Source organism: Microbispora hainanensis (assembly GCF_036186745.1).
Classification (GTDB): domain Bacteria; phylum Actinomycetota; class Actinomycetes; order Streptosporangiales; family Streptosporangiaceae; genus Microbispora.
In genome coordinates this window covers 4,073,240-4,087,258 of sequence record NZ_CP108086.1, presented here as the reverse complement: position 1 = coordinate 4,087,258, position 14,019 = coordinate 4,073,240, and the positions used below count along the sequence as shown (strand labels likewise).

Annotated in this window: 12 protein-coding genes; 10 read left to right on the top strand and 2 right to left on the bottom strand. The window is 71.3% G+C overall.

The features are described 5' to 3' along the window. The first annotated feature begins 10 nt into the window (after positions 1–10). The gene (locus tag OHB01_RS19135; RefSeq protein ID WP_142647254.1) at positions 11–1,198 is read left to right on the top strand and encodes an Rrf2 family transcriptional regulator; all 1,188 of its coding nucleotides are present in this window, start codon (positions 11–13) and stop codon (positions 1,196–1,198) included. A 52-nt stretch (positions 1,199–1,250) separates the two neighbouring features. Here the strand turns inward: OHB01_RS19135 and OHB01_RS19130 are convergent, their stop codons facing one another. Continuing rightward, positions 1,251–1,427, bottom strand: a complete 177-nt coding sequence (locus tag OHB01_RS19130) for a hypothetical protein (RefSeq protein ID WP_222709735.1) — start codon at positions 1,425–1,427, stop codon at positions 1,251–1,253. A gap of 152 nt (positions 1,428–1,579) precedes the next feature. On the opposite strand from OHB01_RS19130, the gene OHB01_RS19125 reads away from it, so the two are divergent. From OHB01_RS19125 to OHB01_RS19085, 9 genes are all read left to right on the top strand, one after another. Beyond that, the gene (locus tag OHB01_RS19125) at positions 1,580–2,017 is read left to right on the top strand and encodes an ester cyclase (protein ID WP_142647255.1); all 438 of its coding nucleotides are present in this window, start codon (positions 1,580–1,582) and stop codon (positions 2,015–2,017) included. Between the two features lie 17 nt (positions 2,018–2,034). Further along, a complete protein-coding gene (locus OHB01_RS19120) occupies positions 2,035–2,931 on the top strand; it encodes a LysR family transcriptional regulator (protein ID WP_168065859.1) in 897 nt (298 codons plus the stop codon). A gap of 556 nt (positions 2,932–3,487) precedes the next feature. Next, on the top strand, positions 3,488–3,937 hold the full coding sequence (locus OHB01_RS19115) for a DoxX family protein (protein ID WP_142647256.1): 450 nt from the start codon (positions 3,488–3,490) through the stop codon (positions 3,935–3,937). Positions 3,938–4,098: 161 nt separating this feature from the next. Next, on the top strand, positions 4,099–4,635 hold the full coding sequence (locus tag OHB01_RS19110; RefSeq protein WP_328855775.1) for an RNA polymerase sigma factor: 537 nt from the start codon (positions 4,099–4,101) through the stop codon (positions 4,633–4,635). Next, positions 4,632–5,117: a hypothetical protein gene (locus OHB01_RS19105; protein ID WP_328710847.1), complete on the top strand. Its 486-nt coding sequence runs from the start codon at positions 4,632–4,634 to the stop codon at positions 5,115–5,117. The genes OHB01_RS19110 and OHB01_RS19105 overlap by 4 nt, the downstream gene beginning before the upstream one ends. Positions 5,118–5,515: 398 nt before the next feature. After that, positions 5,516–7,999: a glycoside hydrolase family 9 protein gene (locus OHB01_RS19100; RefSeq protein WP_147945095.1), complete on the top strand. Its 2,484-nt coding sequence runs from the start codon at positions 5,516–5,518 to the stop codon at positions 7,997–7,999. Positions 8,000–8,012: 13 nt separating this feature from the next. Beyond that, positions 8,013–10,739 (top strand): glycoside hydrolase family 9 protein, encoded by a 2,727-nt coding sequence (locus tag OHB01_RS19095; RefSeq protein ID WP_328855774.1) that lies wholly within the window; start codon positions 8,013–8,015, stop codon positions 10,737–10,739. 65 nt (positions 10,740–10,804) lie between these two features. Next, positions 10,805–12,655 (top strand): cellulose binding domain-containing protein, encoded by a 1,851-nt coding sequence (locus OHB01_RS19090; RefSeq protein ID WP_328855773.1) that lies wholly within the window; start codon positions 10,805–10,807, stop codon positions 12,653–12,655. A gap of 106 nt (positions 12,656–12,761) precedes the next feature. Then, positions 12,762–13,529, top strand: coding sequence for a ribonuclease HII (locus OHB01_RS19085; protein WP_328855772.1), 768 nt, complete (start codon positions 12,762–12,764; stop codon positions 13,527–13,529). Positions 13,530–13,552: 23 nt separating this feature from the next. Here the strand turns inward: OHB01_RS19085 and OHB01_RS19080 are convergent, their stop codons facing one another. After that, complete coding sequence (locus tag OHB01_RS19080; RefSeq protein WP_147945098.1) at positions 13,553–13,933, bottom strand: MerR family transcriptional regulator; 381 nt, start codon at positions 13,931–13,933, stop codon at positions 13,553–13,555. Positions 13,934–14,019 lie beyond the last annotated feature (86 nt).

The window sequence follows — 14,019 nt, the reverse complement described above, 5'->3', positions numbered from 1 at the left end:
AAGGAGCACCATGTCACGAACCATCGACGACTCCCCGCGCGCCACCGCGCCGGAAACGGCGCGGTGGGCGCCGGGCGGCCCCTCTCGGGGCACCGTCGTCCTCCTGCACGGCCGCGGCGAGCACCCCCGGCTGTACGACCGGCTCGGCAAGCGCCTGAGCGGCGACGGCTACACCGTCGTCGCCCCCGCCCTGGACGCGGGGCCGCCCGACCTCAGCGCCCTGTTCGGGCCGGACGACACGGCCCCGCGCGTCCTCGCTGGCTCCGACAGCGGCGCCCTCGCGGCGGCGCGGCTCGCCGAGCACCGCCCGGCCGCGATCGCCGGGCTCATCCTGGCGGGCCTCCCGCTCGGCCCGCCGGACCGCCCGCCCCTCGACCAGGACGCCGAGCTCACCGCCCGGACCGCGTGCGGGGTGCACACCGCCCTGCTGTCCCGCGACCCGGGGTTCCGCTGGGGCGCCCTGGACGAACCGCTCGACCCGCCGCCGCCCGCGTGGCGGCTCCCGCGGCTGCCGACCCTGGTGCTGCACGGCGAGGCCGACATGATCGCGCCCGTCCGCCCCGTGAAGGCGCTCGTCCGGCGGCACCCGTCCGCGACCCTGGTGGTCACCCCGGGCGGCGCGCACGACGTGCTGAACGACAAGGACCACCGCAGCGTCGCGGCCCGCATCGTCCTGTTCCTCGAATCGCTGGGCGGGCGAAGCACCCCCGCCCAGCGCCCCCAGCGCGCCGCGTCGGGCGCGTGGCGTCCGAGCGTCATGAATATCTCCGCCCGTTCCGACTACGCCGTCCGCGCCGCGATCCACCTCGCGGGGACGGGCGACACCCCGACCAAGTGCGAGACGATCGCCAGGGCCCAGGACATCCCGCTCACCTTCCTCAACGGCTTGCTCGGCTCGCTGCGCCAGGCAGGGCTCGTCCACAGCCAGCGCGGATGCGAGGGCGGCTACTGGCTGGCGCGCCCCGCCGAGTCGATCTCGGTCGCCGACGTGATGCGGGCGGTGGAGGGCCCGCTGGCGGCCGTCCAGGGCGGCGCCCCCGGCGACCTCGCCTACACCGGCGACGCCCGACCGCTGCGGGACGTCTGGGTCGCCCTCCAGCGGAGCCTCGAATCGATGCTGGAGCAGGTCACCCTCCGCCACCTGCTGGACGGCGACCTGCCGGACGACCTCCTCCGACACATCAAGGGCGCCCCCTAGGCGCACGGGGCAGAGCCTCGGACCGGCGCGGTCCGGGGCTCGTGCCGCCGCTTCAGTTCCCTTCGAGCGCCGACCTGATGTCGGCGTGCAGACGGGCGGCCTCTTCGGCGGCGTCGATCTCGTCGAGGGTGGTGAAGCCGTCCGCGGCGTCGTCGTCCAGGCCCGGCAGCGCCTCCTCGGCGGCCTCCAGATGGTGGCCTGTGGACAGGTACACCGCGGCCAGGTCCACCCGCAGGTGGACGGCCTGATGGTGCCGATGGCCGTGTTTCCCCGAGCAACCGTTGCGTCAGGGCAGCGTACGGCCCCCGCCCCGGTGCGCTGTGGGCCTGCGTCGCCACCCGTTCCCGCGGGTAGGAGTTCCAGGACGGGAATGGGAGGCGTATGACCGAGATCAGCGCGCTGCTCGACGCGCTCATCGACGCGATCAGCTCCCAGGACGAGGAGCGAGTGCTTCGCTGCTACAGCCCGGGGGCCGTGTTCGTCACGCCCGCGGGGGTGCTGGAGGGGCACGAGCAGATCGGCTGGTACTACCAGCAGCTCTTCACGGCGTTCCCCGACACGCACAACGAGACCACCTCGCGGGCCGCCCTCGGCGACACCATCATCACAGAGTGGACGTTCAGTGGCACCCACACCGGGGTGCTGCAACTGCCGGGCGGCGCGGAGGTCATGGGCACCGGCCGCCGCGTGATCCTCCAGGCGGCGGCCGCCTACACGCTCGACGACGACGGCCTGTTCGCCAGCGGGCGGATCTACTACGACCAGCTGGCGTTCTACCGTCAGACGGGCTGCCACCTGCGTCTGCGCAAGACCGCCTGATCTCCCCATACTGGAGCGTGGACTCCGGCCCGCCGCTGCGCGACATCGGCTGCTTCGCCCTCGTCGCCCGGCATCTCAGCTTCTCCCGCGCCGCCGCCGAGCTGGGCGTCTCCCAGCCCGCCGCGAGCCAGGCCGTCGGCCGTCTCGAACGCGCGCTCGGGGTCCGCCTGTTCGAGCGGACCAGCCGGGAGGTCCGCCTGTCACCGGCCGGCAAGGCGCTGCTGCCGTACGCCGAGGCGCTGCTGGAGTCGGTTGCGGCCTTCTCGGCCGAGGCGAGGCGGCTCGCGTCGCCGGAGGGCGCCGCCGTCCGCCTGGCCTATCCCCCGCCGGCCGGCGGCCTCGCGGCGCGGATCGCCCGCCGGATGGCACGCCATGATCCCCCGGCCGAGGTGGAGCTGCGCCCGGCCGGCCGGGCCGCCGCCCTGGCCGCCCTCGCCGCCGGCGAGGTGACCGCGGCCATAATCGCCGCTCCCTTCCCGCGCGAGCTGACCACCGCCGCCCGTTTCCACGTGCCCGTCGGGCATCTGGCCGTGCCGGCCGGGGACCCGCTCGCCGGCCTGCCCCGCCTGCAGCCCGAACGGCTCGCGCGCCACCGCGTCCTGCTGCCGCGTGAACGCCCGCCCGGCGGGATGTGGGCGCGGCTCGCCGCCCGGATCGGACCGCACCGGCAGCACGTGGTGGCCGACGAGATCGACGACTTCGCCGCCGCGCTCGACCTCGTCGCGGCGGGCGTCGGCCTGCTGCCCACGCCCTCCCTGGTCGTGGCGTCCGTCCGCAGGGACGACGTCGCCTTCGTCCCTCTGGACGCGGGCGACCTGCGCCTGACGTACGCGCTCGCGTGGCGGGGCGAACGGCTGTCGGCCGGGTTGATGGCACTCGTGCGCACGGCGCAGGAGTGCCTCTGGACGAGGTAGCGCCGACGGGTTCCCGGCGGATGCGAGAAAGTTTCATGCCGCCTCTCGCAGCCGGACCGTCCGCGTGCCCGGAGAACCGGCAGGTGACCGGGGTGGCGTCGCGGATTCGACCACATGCTGTCGCCGTTTCCTGACAGAGGATTACTTGAACTCTTGACTTGTCAGATCCCGGTCAGCATTCTTGGGACTGCGCCGCCAGCGCGTATTCGCCGTTGAATAAGCGTGGCGCGGCCACGTGGCCCACGGGCGAACCGCCGAAGCCGTCAGCGACGACGCTGCTTATCTCGGCCTTTTTACCAGCGGTTCTGGGTCCTTTGCTCGCACAACCGCGCGGCTTCGCGCTGCCGGACGTCCAATCCGCCGACAATGTGAGCCACGGAACGCAGGAAATACCGGCCTATTTACTTCGCCATGACTGCGAATAGGCGGCGGCCGGAGTTTCCCCTTTCCCTTTCGCCGGGTCCCGGTTTTCCGGCGCGTTCCCGTCGGCCGGCCGGATCACGTCCGCGCGCATGCGGCGCGGCCCGTACGGCCGACACGACAAGAAGGTGATCAGATGAAAACGGACCAGTTCAGGGGACCAGTCCTCTCGCTTTTCCGCATCGTGATGGGACTGCTGTTCGTCTGCCACGGCGTGGCGACGATCTTCGGTGTGCTGGGCGGCAACCGCGGCACCGGTCAGGCCCTGGCGTTCGGCACGTGGCCGGGCTGGTGGGCGGCGGCGATCCAGCTGGTCTTCGGGACGCTCGTCATCGTCGGGCTGCTCACCCGCGTCAGCGCGCTGCTGTGCTCCGGCTCGATGGCGTACGCGTATTTCGTCGTCCACGCGCCGCAGGGCCTGTTCCCGATCCTGAACGGCGGCGAGGCGGCGGCGATGTTCTGCTGGTCGTTCTTCCTCATCGTGATCTTCGGACCCGGCGCCTGGGCGCTGGACACGCTGATCCACCGGATGCGGCACCAGGAGACCGAGACGTACGCCCCCGCACCGGCGCAGGCCCAGGCGTAGCCGCTTCGCGCCACCGCCCGTAGGGCGAACTCGACGCGCCGGGTCCCGGCACGACCCGCGTGCGTGATCACTCGCGGCCGGATGTCACGCAGGCGTCCGGCCGCGACGGCGTGAACCTGCCTGGCCTCTCGTCCGACTGTGCAGTAAGACGGGAGGACGAGATGACCGACGAGCTGCTGGTGGTGCGCGCCCAACTGGGCGAGCGCGCGGCCCTGGCCGAGCTGGTGGCCCGCTGGCGGATGCCCGTGTGGACCTACGTGCGGCGCATGCTCGACGCCGAGCGGGCCGACGACGTGACCCAGGAGATCTGGCTGGCCGTGATCCGCGGCCTGCCCCGGTTGCGGGAACCCGCCCGGTTCGCGCCCTGGCTGTTCACCATCGCGCGCCGGTCGGTCACCGACCGCCTGCGCGGCCAGTACGCCAGGGAACACGAGCACGCGCACGAGGCCCTGGCGGCCGGCGACGTGATCGTCGACGACCCCGTGGACGCCGCGGTGGACCGCGCCGAGCTGGTGAGCCTGCTGTCGGGCCTGCCCATGCCGGAGCGGGAGATCCTCGTCCTGTTCTACCTGCAGGACCTCTCGGTGGAGGACTGCGCGCAGATCTGCGAGATCCCCGCCGGGACGGTCAAGTCGCGGCTCAATCGCGCCCGTCGCCTGTTGCGCGCGCACCTGGAGAAGAAGGGATACCGGCCATGACCGAGGAGCCGCGGCTGTCGGCCCGGGAGCTGATCGAGCGACTCGAACCCGCGTTGTCCCCCGCCAGGCGCATCCGCGCGGTGACGGCGCTGCTGACCGGGCTGTCCGGCACGGTCTTCATGGCCGTCCTGTGGGGCGGCGAGCCCGGCCCGCTGCCCGGCCGTACGCAGGCGATGTTCGCCCTTCTCACCGTCGTATGCCTGGCCTGGGCGGTCTACGGCGGATGGCTGCTCACGCGCCGGGTGCCGCTGTTCGCCACCGACCGGGTGATCGCCGCGTGGATCGCCCTGGCCGCCTCACTGGTCACCACCGCCGCACTCGCCGCGCTGGCGGTGCGGCGCGGCACCGGCCTGGCCTCCGTGCTGTCGGTCGGGGGCCTGTTCGTGGCGACCGCTCTGGTGCTGGCCGTACGCGCCCATGCCCGCCGGGCGGCGCTGCTGCGCCGTGCCCGCGAACTCCGGACACACACGTCGGAAGACTGACCCGACGAGGCGAAAGGCGCTCTCCATGGCACACAACCCGAAACTGATCCGCCGCCGGTTCGGCAGCACCGCGTTGCTCGTGGTGACCCTGGTCGTCGCCGCGATCCTCCTCGTGGGGGTGCTCATGCTGCTGCTGTGAACGCACAGCGCGAATGAAAGCGAGGCGGGTGAGAGCGAGGCGGAGCCGAAAAGCGGCGCGGGGCCTGAAATTTTCAACGCCGCGACCTGCCACGACCCTCCTGAACTGGACATATCACTCCGTGACCGGAGCGTGCTTGGATCGCGCCCCTTCATGTACGCACCATCCGGGCGGGAGCTCTCCCGAGATCGTCCCGCCCGTCTCCGGGGCGGCCCCGCACGGCGGGGCCGGCCCGTCGTCCTTTTCCGAGGGGCACGTGATGCGACTACCGCGACGGCTGCTGAGCGCGAGCACGGCGACCGCACTGGCCGGCGCCCTGCTGGCCGTCACCTCGACTTCGACCCCCGTTGCCGCCGCCTCCTTCAACTACGGTGAGGCGCTGCAGAAGTCGTTCCTGTTCTACGAGGCGCAGGAGTCGGGGCACCTCCCTTCCACCAACCGGGTGACCTGGCGGGCCGACTCGACCGTCAACGACGGCAAGTCCGCCGGGGTGGACCTGTCCGGCGGCTTCTACGACGCGGGCGACCACGTGAAGTTCGGCTTCCCGATGGCGGCCATGACCACCACGCTGGCCTGGGGCGGCGCGGACTACCGGTCGGCCTACGAGCGCTCGGGCCAGCTTCCCTACCTGCTGAACACGCTCCGGCAGGCGGGCGACTACTTCATCAACGCCCATCCCGAGCCGAACGTCCTGTACGTCCAGGTCGGCGATGGCGGCGAGGACCACTCCTACTGGGGCGCACCCGAGACCGTCGAGGCCAAGGGCCACAAGCGGCCGGTCTACAAGATCACCGCGTCGTGCCCGGGCACCGACGTCGCCGCCGAGACCGCCGCCGCGATGGCCGCCTCCTCGATCGTCTTCCGGCCCACCGACCCCTCGTACGCCGACACGCTGCTCACCCACGCCAAGCAGTTGTTCACGTTCGCCGACACGACCAAGGGGACGAACGGCCGCGACACGGCGTACGTGAACTGCGTCAGCGCCGCGCAGGGGTTCTACAACTCCACGGGCGAGGGCGGGCAGGTCGAGGGCGCCACGAAGATGTACTGGGACGAGCTGGCCTGGGCCTCCGTCTGGCTCTACCGGGCCACCGGCACCACGAGCTACCTCGACCGGGCGCGTGAGTTCTACCCGAAGATGGGCACCCAGGAGGACCCGGGCAGCAACGGGCAGCAGGTGCCGGTCTTCAACTTCGGCTTCGGCTGGAACGACAAGCAGTACGCCGTCTACGAGCAGATGGCCGAGCTGACCGGCGAGCAGAAGTACAAGGACGACGTCCAGCGCTATCTCGACTACTGGACGGTCGGATACAAGGGCAAGAAGGGCACGATCACGCCCGGCGGCCTGGCGTACATCTTCTACTGGGCCTCGCTGCGCATGGCCGCCAACACGGCCTTCGTCGCGCTGAAGTACGCCGACTTCCTCGGCTCCGGCGACCCGCTGTACTCCCGCTATCACGACTTCGGCAAGCGGCAGATCGACTACGCGCTGGGCGACAACCCGCGCCACTCCAGCTACATGATCGGCTTCGGGACCAACCCGCCGCGCAACCCGCACCACCGCGGCGCGCACGGCTCCTGGACCAACGCCGGTCCCGACGGCGAGCCCGCCGTCAGCAGGCACATCCTGTACGGCGCGCTGGTCGGCGGCCCCGACGGCGCCGACGCCTACACCGACAGCCGCGGCGACTACGTGAAGAACGAGGTCGCGCTCGACTTCAACTCCGGCATCACCAGCTCGCTCGCCGTGCTCTACGGCGAGTACGGCGGCACGCCCCTGGCCACGCTGCCCACCGAGACGCCCGACGGTCCGGAGTTCTACCTGGAGCCGACCATCACCCACACGAGCCGGGAGACGGCGGCCAAGACGTTCGTCATCAACAAGTCGGCCTGGCCGGCGACCGTGCTCGACAAGGCGAAGTTCCGCTACTACTTCACCCTGGACGGCTCGACCACGGCGAGCCAGGTCACGGTGAGCACGTCCTACACCCAGTGCAAGCAGCCCACCGGGCCGCACCTGCTTGAGGGACGCACCTACTACGCCGAGGTCGACTGCACCGGCACGCTCATCTTCCCCGGCGGCCAGTCGGAGTATCGCCGCGAGGTGCAGCTCCGCATCAGCGTGGCCGACGGCGCGACGTGGGACCCGTCCAACGACTGGTCGGCCAAAGGCGCGGACCACATGACGCTGTACGGCAACGACGGCCGCCTCATCTGGGGCACGGCGCCCGGCGTCGAGCCCTCCCCCAGCCCGTCGCCGTCCGCCTCGCCGTCGGTCTCCCCGTCTCCGTCCCCGTCGGCGTCCCCCTCGGCGTCCCCCTCCGCGTCCCCCTCGGCGTCCCCCTCCGCGTCGCCGTCGCCGTCGCCCAGCCCGTCCGCCTCGCCAAGCCCGTCGCCGTCGCCGTCCCCCTCGCCGTCTCCCTCGGCCGGGGGGGCGTGCAGGGTGTCGTACACGACCAACGACTGGGGCGGCGGGTTCACCGTGACCGTCACGATCACCAACATCGGCACGACGCCGCTCGACGGCTGGACCCTGAGGTTCACCTTCCCCGGCAACCAGCGGGTCACCCAGGGCTGGTCGGCCACCTGGACCCAGAGCGGAGCGAACGTGACCGCCGCCAACCTCGACTGGAACAGGACCATCAACCCCGGGCAGTCCATCCAGATCGGCTTCCAGGGCACCTACACCGGATCCAACGTCAGCCCGGCCGTCTTCACCGTCAACGGCATCACCTGCTCCTGAGACGAGGCCATCCATGAGACTCCTGTCCCTGGGCGGGGTGGCCGCTATTCTGGCCGCCCTGCTCGTCCCGGGCCCGGCGCCCGCCCAAGCGGCGAGCACGTACAACTACACCGAGGCCCTGCAGAAGTCGATCTACTTCTACGAGGCGCAGCAGTCGGGCAGAAAGCCCGACTGGAGCCGGGTGGAGTGGCGCGGCGACCGCACGCTGAACGACGGGAAGGCCGCCGGGGTCGACCTGTCCGGCGGCTGGTACGACGCGGGCGACCACGTCAAGTTCGGCTTCCCGATGGCGTTCACCACCACGATGCTGGCCTGGGGCCTGGTCGAGAACCGCACCGGCTACGGAACCCAGCTCACGCCCATGCTGAACAACCTCAAGTGGGCCACCGACTACCTGATCGCCGCCCATCCCGAACCTGAGACGCTGTACGTCCAGGTGGGCGACGGCAGTGTGGACCACGCCTACTGGGGCCCGCCCGAGGTGATCGACATCAAGGGCATGGCGCGGCCGGTCTACAAGATCACGCCGACGTGCAAGGGCACCGACGTCGTCGCCGAGACGGCTGCGGCCATGGCGGCCTCCTCGATGGCCTTCCGGCCGGCCGACCCGTCGTACGCCGACACGCTGCTCACCCACGCCAAGCAGCTGTTCACGTTCGCCGACACGACCAAGGGCTCCAACGGCCAGGACACGGCGTACACGAGTTGCGTGCCGGGCATCTCCGGCTACTACAACTCGACCTGGGAGGGCGGCGCCGACCACCCGGGCGCGACCAAGATGTACTGGGACGAGCTGGCCTGGGCGGCCGTGTGGCTCTACCGGGCCACCGGCACCGGGAGCTATCTCGACAAGGCCCGCGAGTTCTATCCCAAGATGGGCAGCGAGCCAGACGTGGGCCAGGGCGCGGGCGGGACCACGGTGCCCGCCTACACCTTCGGCCTCGGCTGGAACGACAAGGAATACGGCGTCTACGCGCTGATGGCCACCCTGACGGGCGACCAGCAGTACAAGGACGACGTCCAGCGCTACCTCGACTACTGGACGGTCGGATACAAGGGCAAGAAGGGGCCGGTCACCCCCGGCGGCCTGGCGTACATCTTCAACTGGGCGTCGCTGCGCATGGCGCTGAACACCGCGTGGGTGGCCCTCGTGTACGCCGACCACCTCGGGCCCGACGACCCGCTCTACGCCCGCTATCACGACTTCGCCAAGCGGCAGGTCGACTACGCCCTCGGGGACAATCCCCGCCATTCCAGCTACATGGTCGGTTTCGGGACCAACCCGCCGACCCACGTCCACCACCGGGCGGCCAGCGGCCAGTATCTCGGCTACATGAGCGACACCACCGGCCCGAACCTGCACGTCCTGTACGGCGCGCTCGCCGGCGGCCCGGACCAGACCGACGCCTACACCGACAGCCGTACGGACTACGTGCGCAACGAGGTGGCCATCGACTACAACTCCGGCATCACCAACGTGCTCGCGCGGTTCGCCAAGGAGTACGGCGGGACGCCGGTGGCGAACTTCCCCGCCCCGGAGGAGAAGTACGACGAGATCCGCGCCGAGACCGGCAACGTCTACACCGGTGTGGACGGAACCTCGATGACCGTCACCATCACCAACACGTCGAACTGGCCGCCGCGCGTCCTCCAGTCGGGCAAGGCGCGCTACTACTTCACGCTCGACGGCTCCACCTCCGCCTCCCAGGTGAAGGTGACCGGCGGGGACAGCAACGGCTGTGCCGTGACCGGGCCGACGCTCGCGCAGGACCGCACCTACTACGCCGAGGTCGACTGCACGGGCAAGCCCATCTATCCCGGCGACGCCCAGCTCTACAAGCGCGGCACGCAACTGCGGATCTCGGTGCCGAACGGCGCGACCTGGGACCCGTCCAACGACTGGTCGGCGTCGGCGGCGTCGCACGTGCCGGTGTACGACGGGAACACGCTGGTGTGGGGCACCCCGCCCGGCGGCACGCCGTCGCCGTCTCCTTCCCCGTCGCCGTCCCCCTCGCCGTCGCCGTCGCCGTCGCCTTCGGGGTCGGCGGACACCACGCCGCCGAGCGCGCCGACCGGGCTGTGGGTCTGCGGAGCGGACTTCACGAACGCGGTGCCGATGTGCTGGACCGCCTCGACCGACGACACCGGGGTCGCGGTCTATGACGTGTACATGAAGCAGGGCGCCGACTTCGTCAAGATCGGCTCGACGACCAAGACCCTCTACATCGCGGAGGGGCTGGTCGCCGGCACCAGCTACACGTTCTACGTGGTGGCAAGAGACGCCGCCGGCAACACCAGCGAACCCTCCAACACGCTCACCGCCACCGCCCAGTCGGGCCTGCCCACCCCCAGCCCCTCACCCAGCCCCTCACCATCCCCGTCCCCCTCGCCCAGCCCATCACCGTCCCCGTCGCCGTCTCCCGGCGGCGGCTGCAAGGTGACGTACGCGCCCAACGACTGGGGCGGCGGGTTCACCGCGACCGTCACGATCGCCAACACCGGCACCACCGCGATCAACGGCTGGACGCTGGCGTTCGCCTTCGCCGGCAACCAGAAGATCAGCCCGCCCGGCTGGTCGGCCACCTGGACGCAGAGCGGCGCGAACGTCACCGCCACCAACCTCGACTGGAACAGGACCATCAACCCGGGCCAGTCCGTCGAGATCGGTTTCCAGGGCACCTACACCGGATCGAACCCCACGCCCACCGCCTTCACCCTCAACGGCACCACCTGCTCGTGATCCCCGATCCGTGGTCCGGCGCACCCCGGTGCGCCGGACCACTTCTCACAGAGAGGTGCACTTCCATGTCCGTCCGAGGACTCCCCAAAGCCGGAGCCGTAAGAGCCGGACTCCTGGGAGCCGGTCTCCTGGGGGCCGGCCTCGCCCTCGCCGCGTCGACCCTCCCGCCGGCCTTCGCGGCCGCCTCCGCAGTGGCCGGGGACACCACCCCGCCCAGCGCTCCAGGAACGCTGTATCACTGCCCGCTGCCCGCCCCGCCCGGAGCGGATTTCGGCATCGGCGTCTCGCTGTGCTGGGGCGCCGCGACCGACGACGTCGGCGTAACCGGCTACGACATCCAGGTGAAGCAGGACGGCGCCTTCACCACCATTCGCACCACGACCGGCACGGGTCTCCCCATCAGCGGCCTCACCCTGGGGCAGTCGTACACGTTCCGGGTTATCGCCAGGGACGCGGCGGGGAACGCGGGCCCGCCGTCCAACGAGGTGACGCAGACCGCGAACTATCTCAGCGGCGCGCCGCCGACCAGTCCTCCGCCCAGCCCGACGCCGATCGACCGGACCCCGCCGACCCGTCCGGAGGGGCTGGGGCCGTACAACGTCTACCTCAACGGCGCCGCCGGCCTGACGTGGACCCGCTCGACCGACAACGTGGCGGTCACCGGCTACGACGTGTACGCCTGGATCGACGGCGCCTTCCGTAAGGTGCCGGCCCAGGTCTCCGACCGGCCCGACGGCAGCGTCCTCGCGATCGTGGGCGACCTCACTCCCGGACGCGACTACCTGTTCTACGTGGTGGCGAAGGACGCCGCGGGCAACCTCAGCGCACCCTCCGACCTGGTCCGCCAGCGTGCCATGGTCGAGCCCCCCTCGCCCAGCCCGAGCCCCGGAACCGGAACGGACACCATCCCGCCCGGCACCCCGACCGGGCTGACCGCCGCGAGCGGGATGCCCATCCCCGGCGGGATCTTCCTGACCTGGAACGCCGTCAGCGACGACAGCCGCATCCCGCCGAAATACGACCTGTTCCGGCGGACCGACCACGGCTACGCCTACGAAGGCGAGAACGCCACTCCCCGCGACATCGTCGTCGGCCTCGAAGGCGGCAAGTCGTACACCTTCCAGGTCGTCGCCCGCGACGCCGCCGGCAACCTGAGCAACCCGTCGGCGCCGTACACCGCCGTCGCGACGCCCGACGGAACCTCCTCGCCCAGCCCGTCGCCGTCGCCTTCGCCTTCGGGGTCGGCGGACACCACGCCGCCGAGCGCGCCGACCGGGCTGTGGGTCTGCGGAGCGGACTTCCAGAACGCGGTGCCGATGTGCTGGACCGCCTCGACCGACGACACCGGGGTCGCGGCCTATGACGTGTACATGAAGCAGGGCGCCGACTTCGTCAAGATCGGCTCGACGACCAGTACCCTCTACATCGCGGAGGGGCTGGTCGCCGGCACCAGCTACACGTTCTACGTGGTGGCAAGAGACGCCGCCGGCAACACCAGCGAACCCTCCAACACGCTCACCGCCACCGCCCAGTCGGGCCTGCCCACCTTCAGCCCCTCGCCGAGCCCCTCGCCGAGCCCCTCGGTGTCTCCCTCGTCCGGCATCCGGTGCAAGGTGACGTACGCGGCCAACGACTGGGGCACCGGGTTCACCACGAACATAACGATCAACAACACCGGCACGACCACGATCAACGGCTGGACACTGGCGTTCACCTTCGCCGGCAACCAGAAGATCAGCCCGCCCGGCTGGTCGGCCACCTGGACCCAGACCGGAAACAGCGTCACCGCCGCCAACTTCGACTGGAACAAGACCATCAAACCCGGCGAGTCCGTCCAGATCGGTTTCCAGGGCACCTACACCGGATCGAACCCCACGCCCACCGCCTTCACCCTCAACGGCACCACCTGCTCCTGAGCCACCCCGAGCGGCCCGGCCGTCCAGCGGACGCGCCGGGCCGCGTGCGCATGTCTTACCACGCGTAGCGGCCGACGGGGCGGCGGGTGCCTGGGATGATACGGGGATGACCGACGCCTTGCCCGGGCTTGAGCCCGGTTCCGAATCCCGCACCACGCCCGTGGCGTCCCCGAGGCGGGTGGCCGGATACGAGATCGAGGACGAGCTGCGTGCCGCGGGGGCGGTCCACATCGCGGGCGTGGACGAGGTGGGCCGCGGCGCGTGGGCGGGCCCGGTGGTGGTCTGCGCGGCCGTCACCGCCTTCGGCCCGCCGCCCGAGCTGCCGGGACGCGGGGAGCGCACGATCAAGCTGACCGACTCCAAGCTGCTCGGCCCGGCCCAGCGGGAGGCGTTCGCGGCGGTCCTGCCGGAGTGGCTCATCTGTCACGCGTACGGCGAGTCGAGCCCCGAGGAGATCGACGAGGCCGGCATGACCGAGGCGCTGCGCCGGGCCGCGTGCCGGGCGCTGGAGGCCCTGCCGCTGCGGCCCGACGTGGTGCTCCTCGACGGCGCGCACGACTTCCTCGGCCGGCCGTGGCGGGTGCGGTGCGAGGTCAAGGCCGACCAGCGCTCGGTGTCGGTGGCCACCGCGTCGGTGCTGGCCAAGGTGCACCGCGACCGCATGATGGCGGAGATCGGCGAGGAGCACCCGGCGTACGGCTTCGCCGCCAACGCGGGCTACCCCTCCCCCGTCCACCAGCAGGCGCTGGCGGAGACGGGGCCGACCCCGCACCACCGGCTCTCCTGGTCGTACCTCGACGACCTCCCGCAGTGGCGGCACCTGCGCAAGCACCGCGACCCCCTCGCAGGCTCCGGCCAGATGACCCTCCTCTGACACCCTGGCACCGGGCCCACGAGCTATCGAGCGGGAGAGGCGGCGCTCTCGGTGGCGGCGCTCTCGGTGGCGGCGATCGTGCGGCGCAGCAGGTCGCGGGCGTCGGCCAGCTCGGCCGTACGACGGTCGAGGACGTCGAGCTGGGCACGCAGCAGGTCGAGGACGCCGGGACACGGGCGCAGACCGGTGCGGCCGTCGGCGCACGGGAGCACCTGGCGGATGACCCGCGTGGGAAGGCCGGCGGCGAGCAGGGCCCGCACCCGCCCCACCGTCTCGACGGTCGCGTCGGCGTAGTCGCGGTAGCCGTTGGGGAGCCGTTCCGAGCGGATCAGCCCGATGCGCTCGTAATAGCGCAGAAGGCGTTCGCTGACCCCTGTCCTGCGTGCCAGCTCCCCGATCAGCATGGCGTCCGTCTCCTCCTGGTTTGACCTTCCAACGGTGTCAACCGCAACAGTGAAGCGCGCTGGTCACATTCCGGACCGCTCTAAGG

Coding starts and splice junctions, on each gene's coding strand:
- OHB01_RS19100 (WP_147945095.1), top strand. CDS start 5,516: ATGCGACTACCGCGACGGCTGCTGAGCGCGAGCACGGCGACCGCACTG.
- OHB01_RS19090 (WP_328855773.1), top strand. CDS start 10,805: ATGTCCGTCCGAGGACTCCCCAAAGCCGGAGCCGTAAGAGCCGGACTC.
- OHB01_RS19115 (WP_142647256.1), top strand. CDS start 3,488: ATGAAAACGGACCAGTTCAGGGGACCAGTCCTCTCGCTTTTCCGCATC.
- OHB01_RS19095 (WP_328855774.1), top strand. CDS start 8,013: ATGAGACTCCTGTCCCTGGGCGGGGTGGCCGCTATTCTGGCCGCCCTG.
- OHB01_RS19125 (WP_142647255.1), top strand. CDS start 1,580: ATGACCGAGATCAGCGCGCTGCTCGACGCGCTCATCGACGCGATCAGC.
- OHB01_RS19085 (WP_328855772.1), top strand. CDS start 12,762: ATGACCGACGCCTTGCCCGGGCTTGAGCCCGGTTCCGAATCCCGCACC.
- OHB01_RS19080 (WP_147945098.1), bottom strand. CDS start 13,933: ATGCTGATCGGGGAGCTGGCACGCAGGACAGGGGTCAGCGAACGCCTT.
- OHB01_RS19105 (WP_328710847.1), top strand. CDS start 4,632: ATGACCGAGGAGCCGCGGCTGTCGGCCCGGGAGCTGATCGAGCGACTC.
- OHB01_RS19110 (WP_328855775.1), top strand. CDS start 4,099: ATGACCGACGAGCTGCTGGTGGTGCGCGCCCAACTGGGCGAGCGCGCG.
- OHB01_RS19135 (WP_142647254.1), top strand. CDS start 11: ATGTCACGAACCATCGACGACTCCCCGCGCGCCACCGCGCCGGAAACG.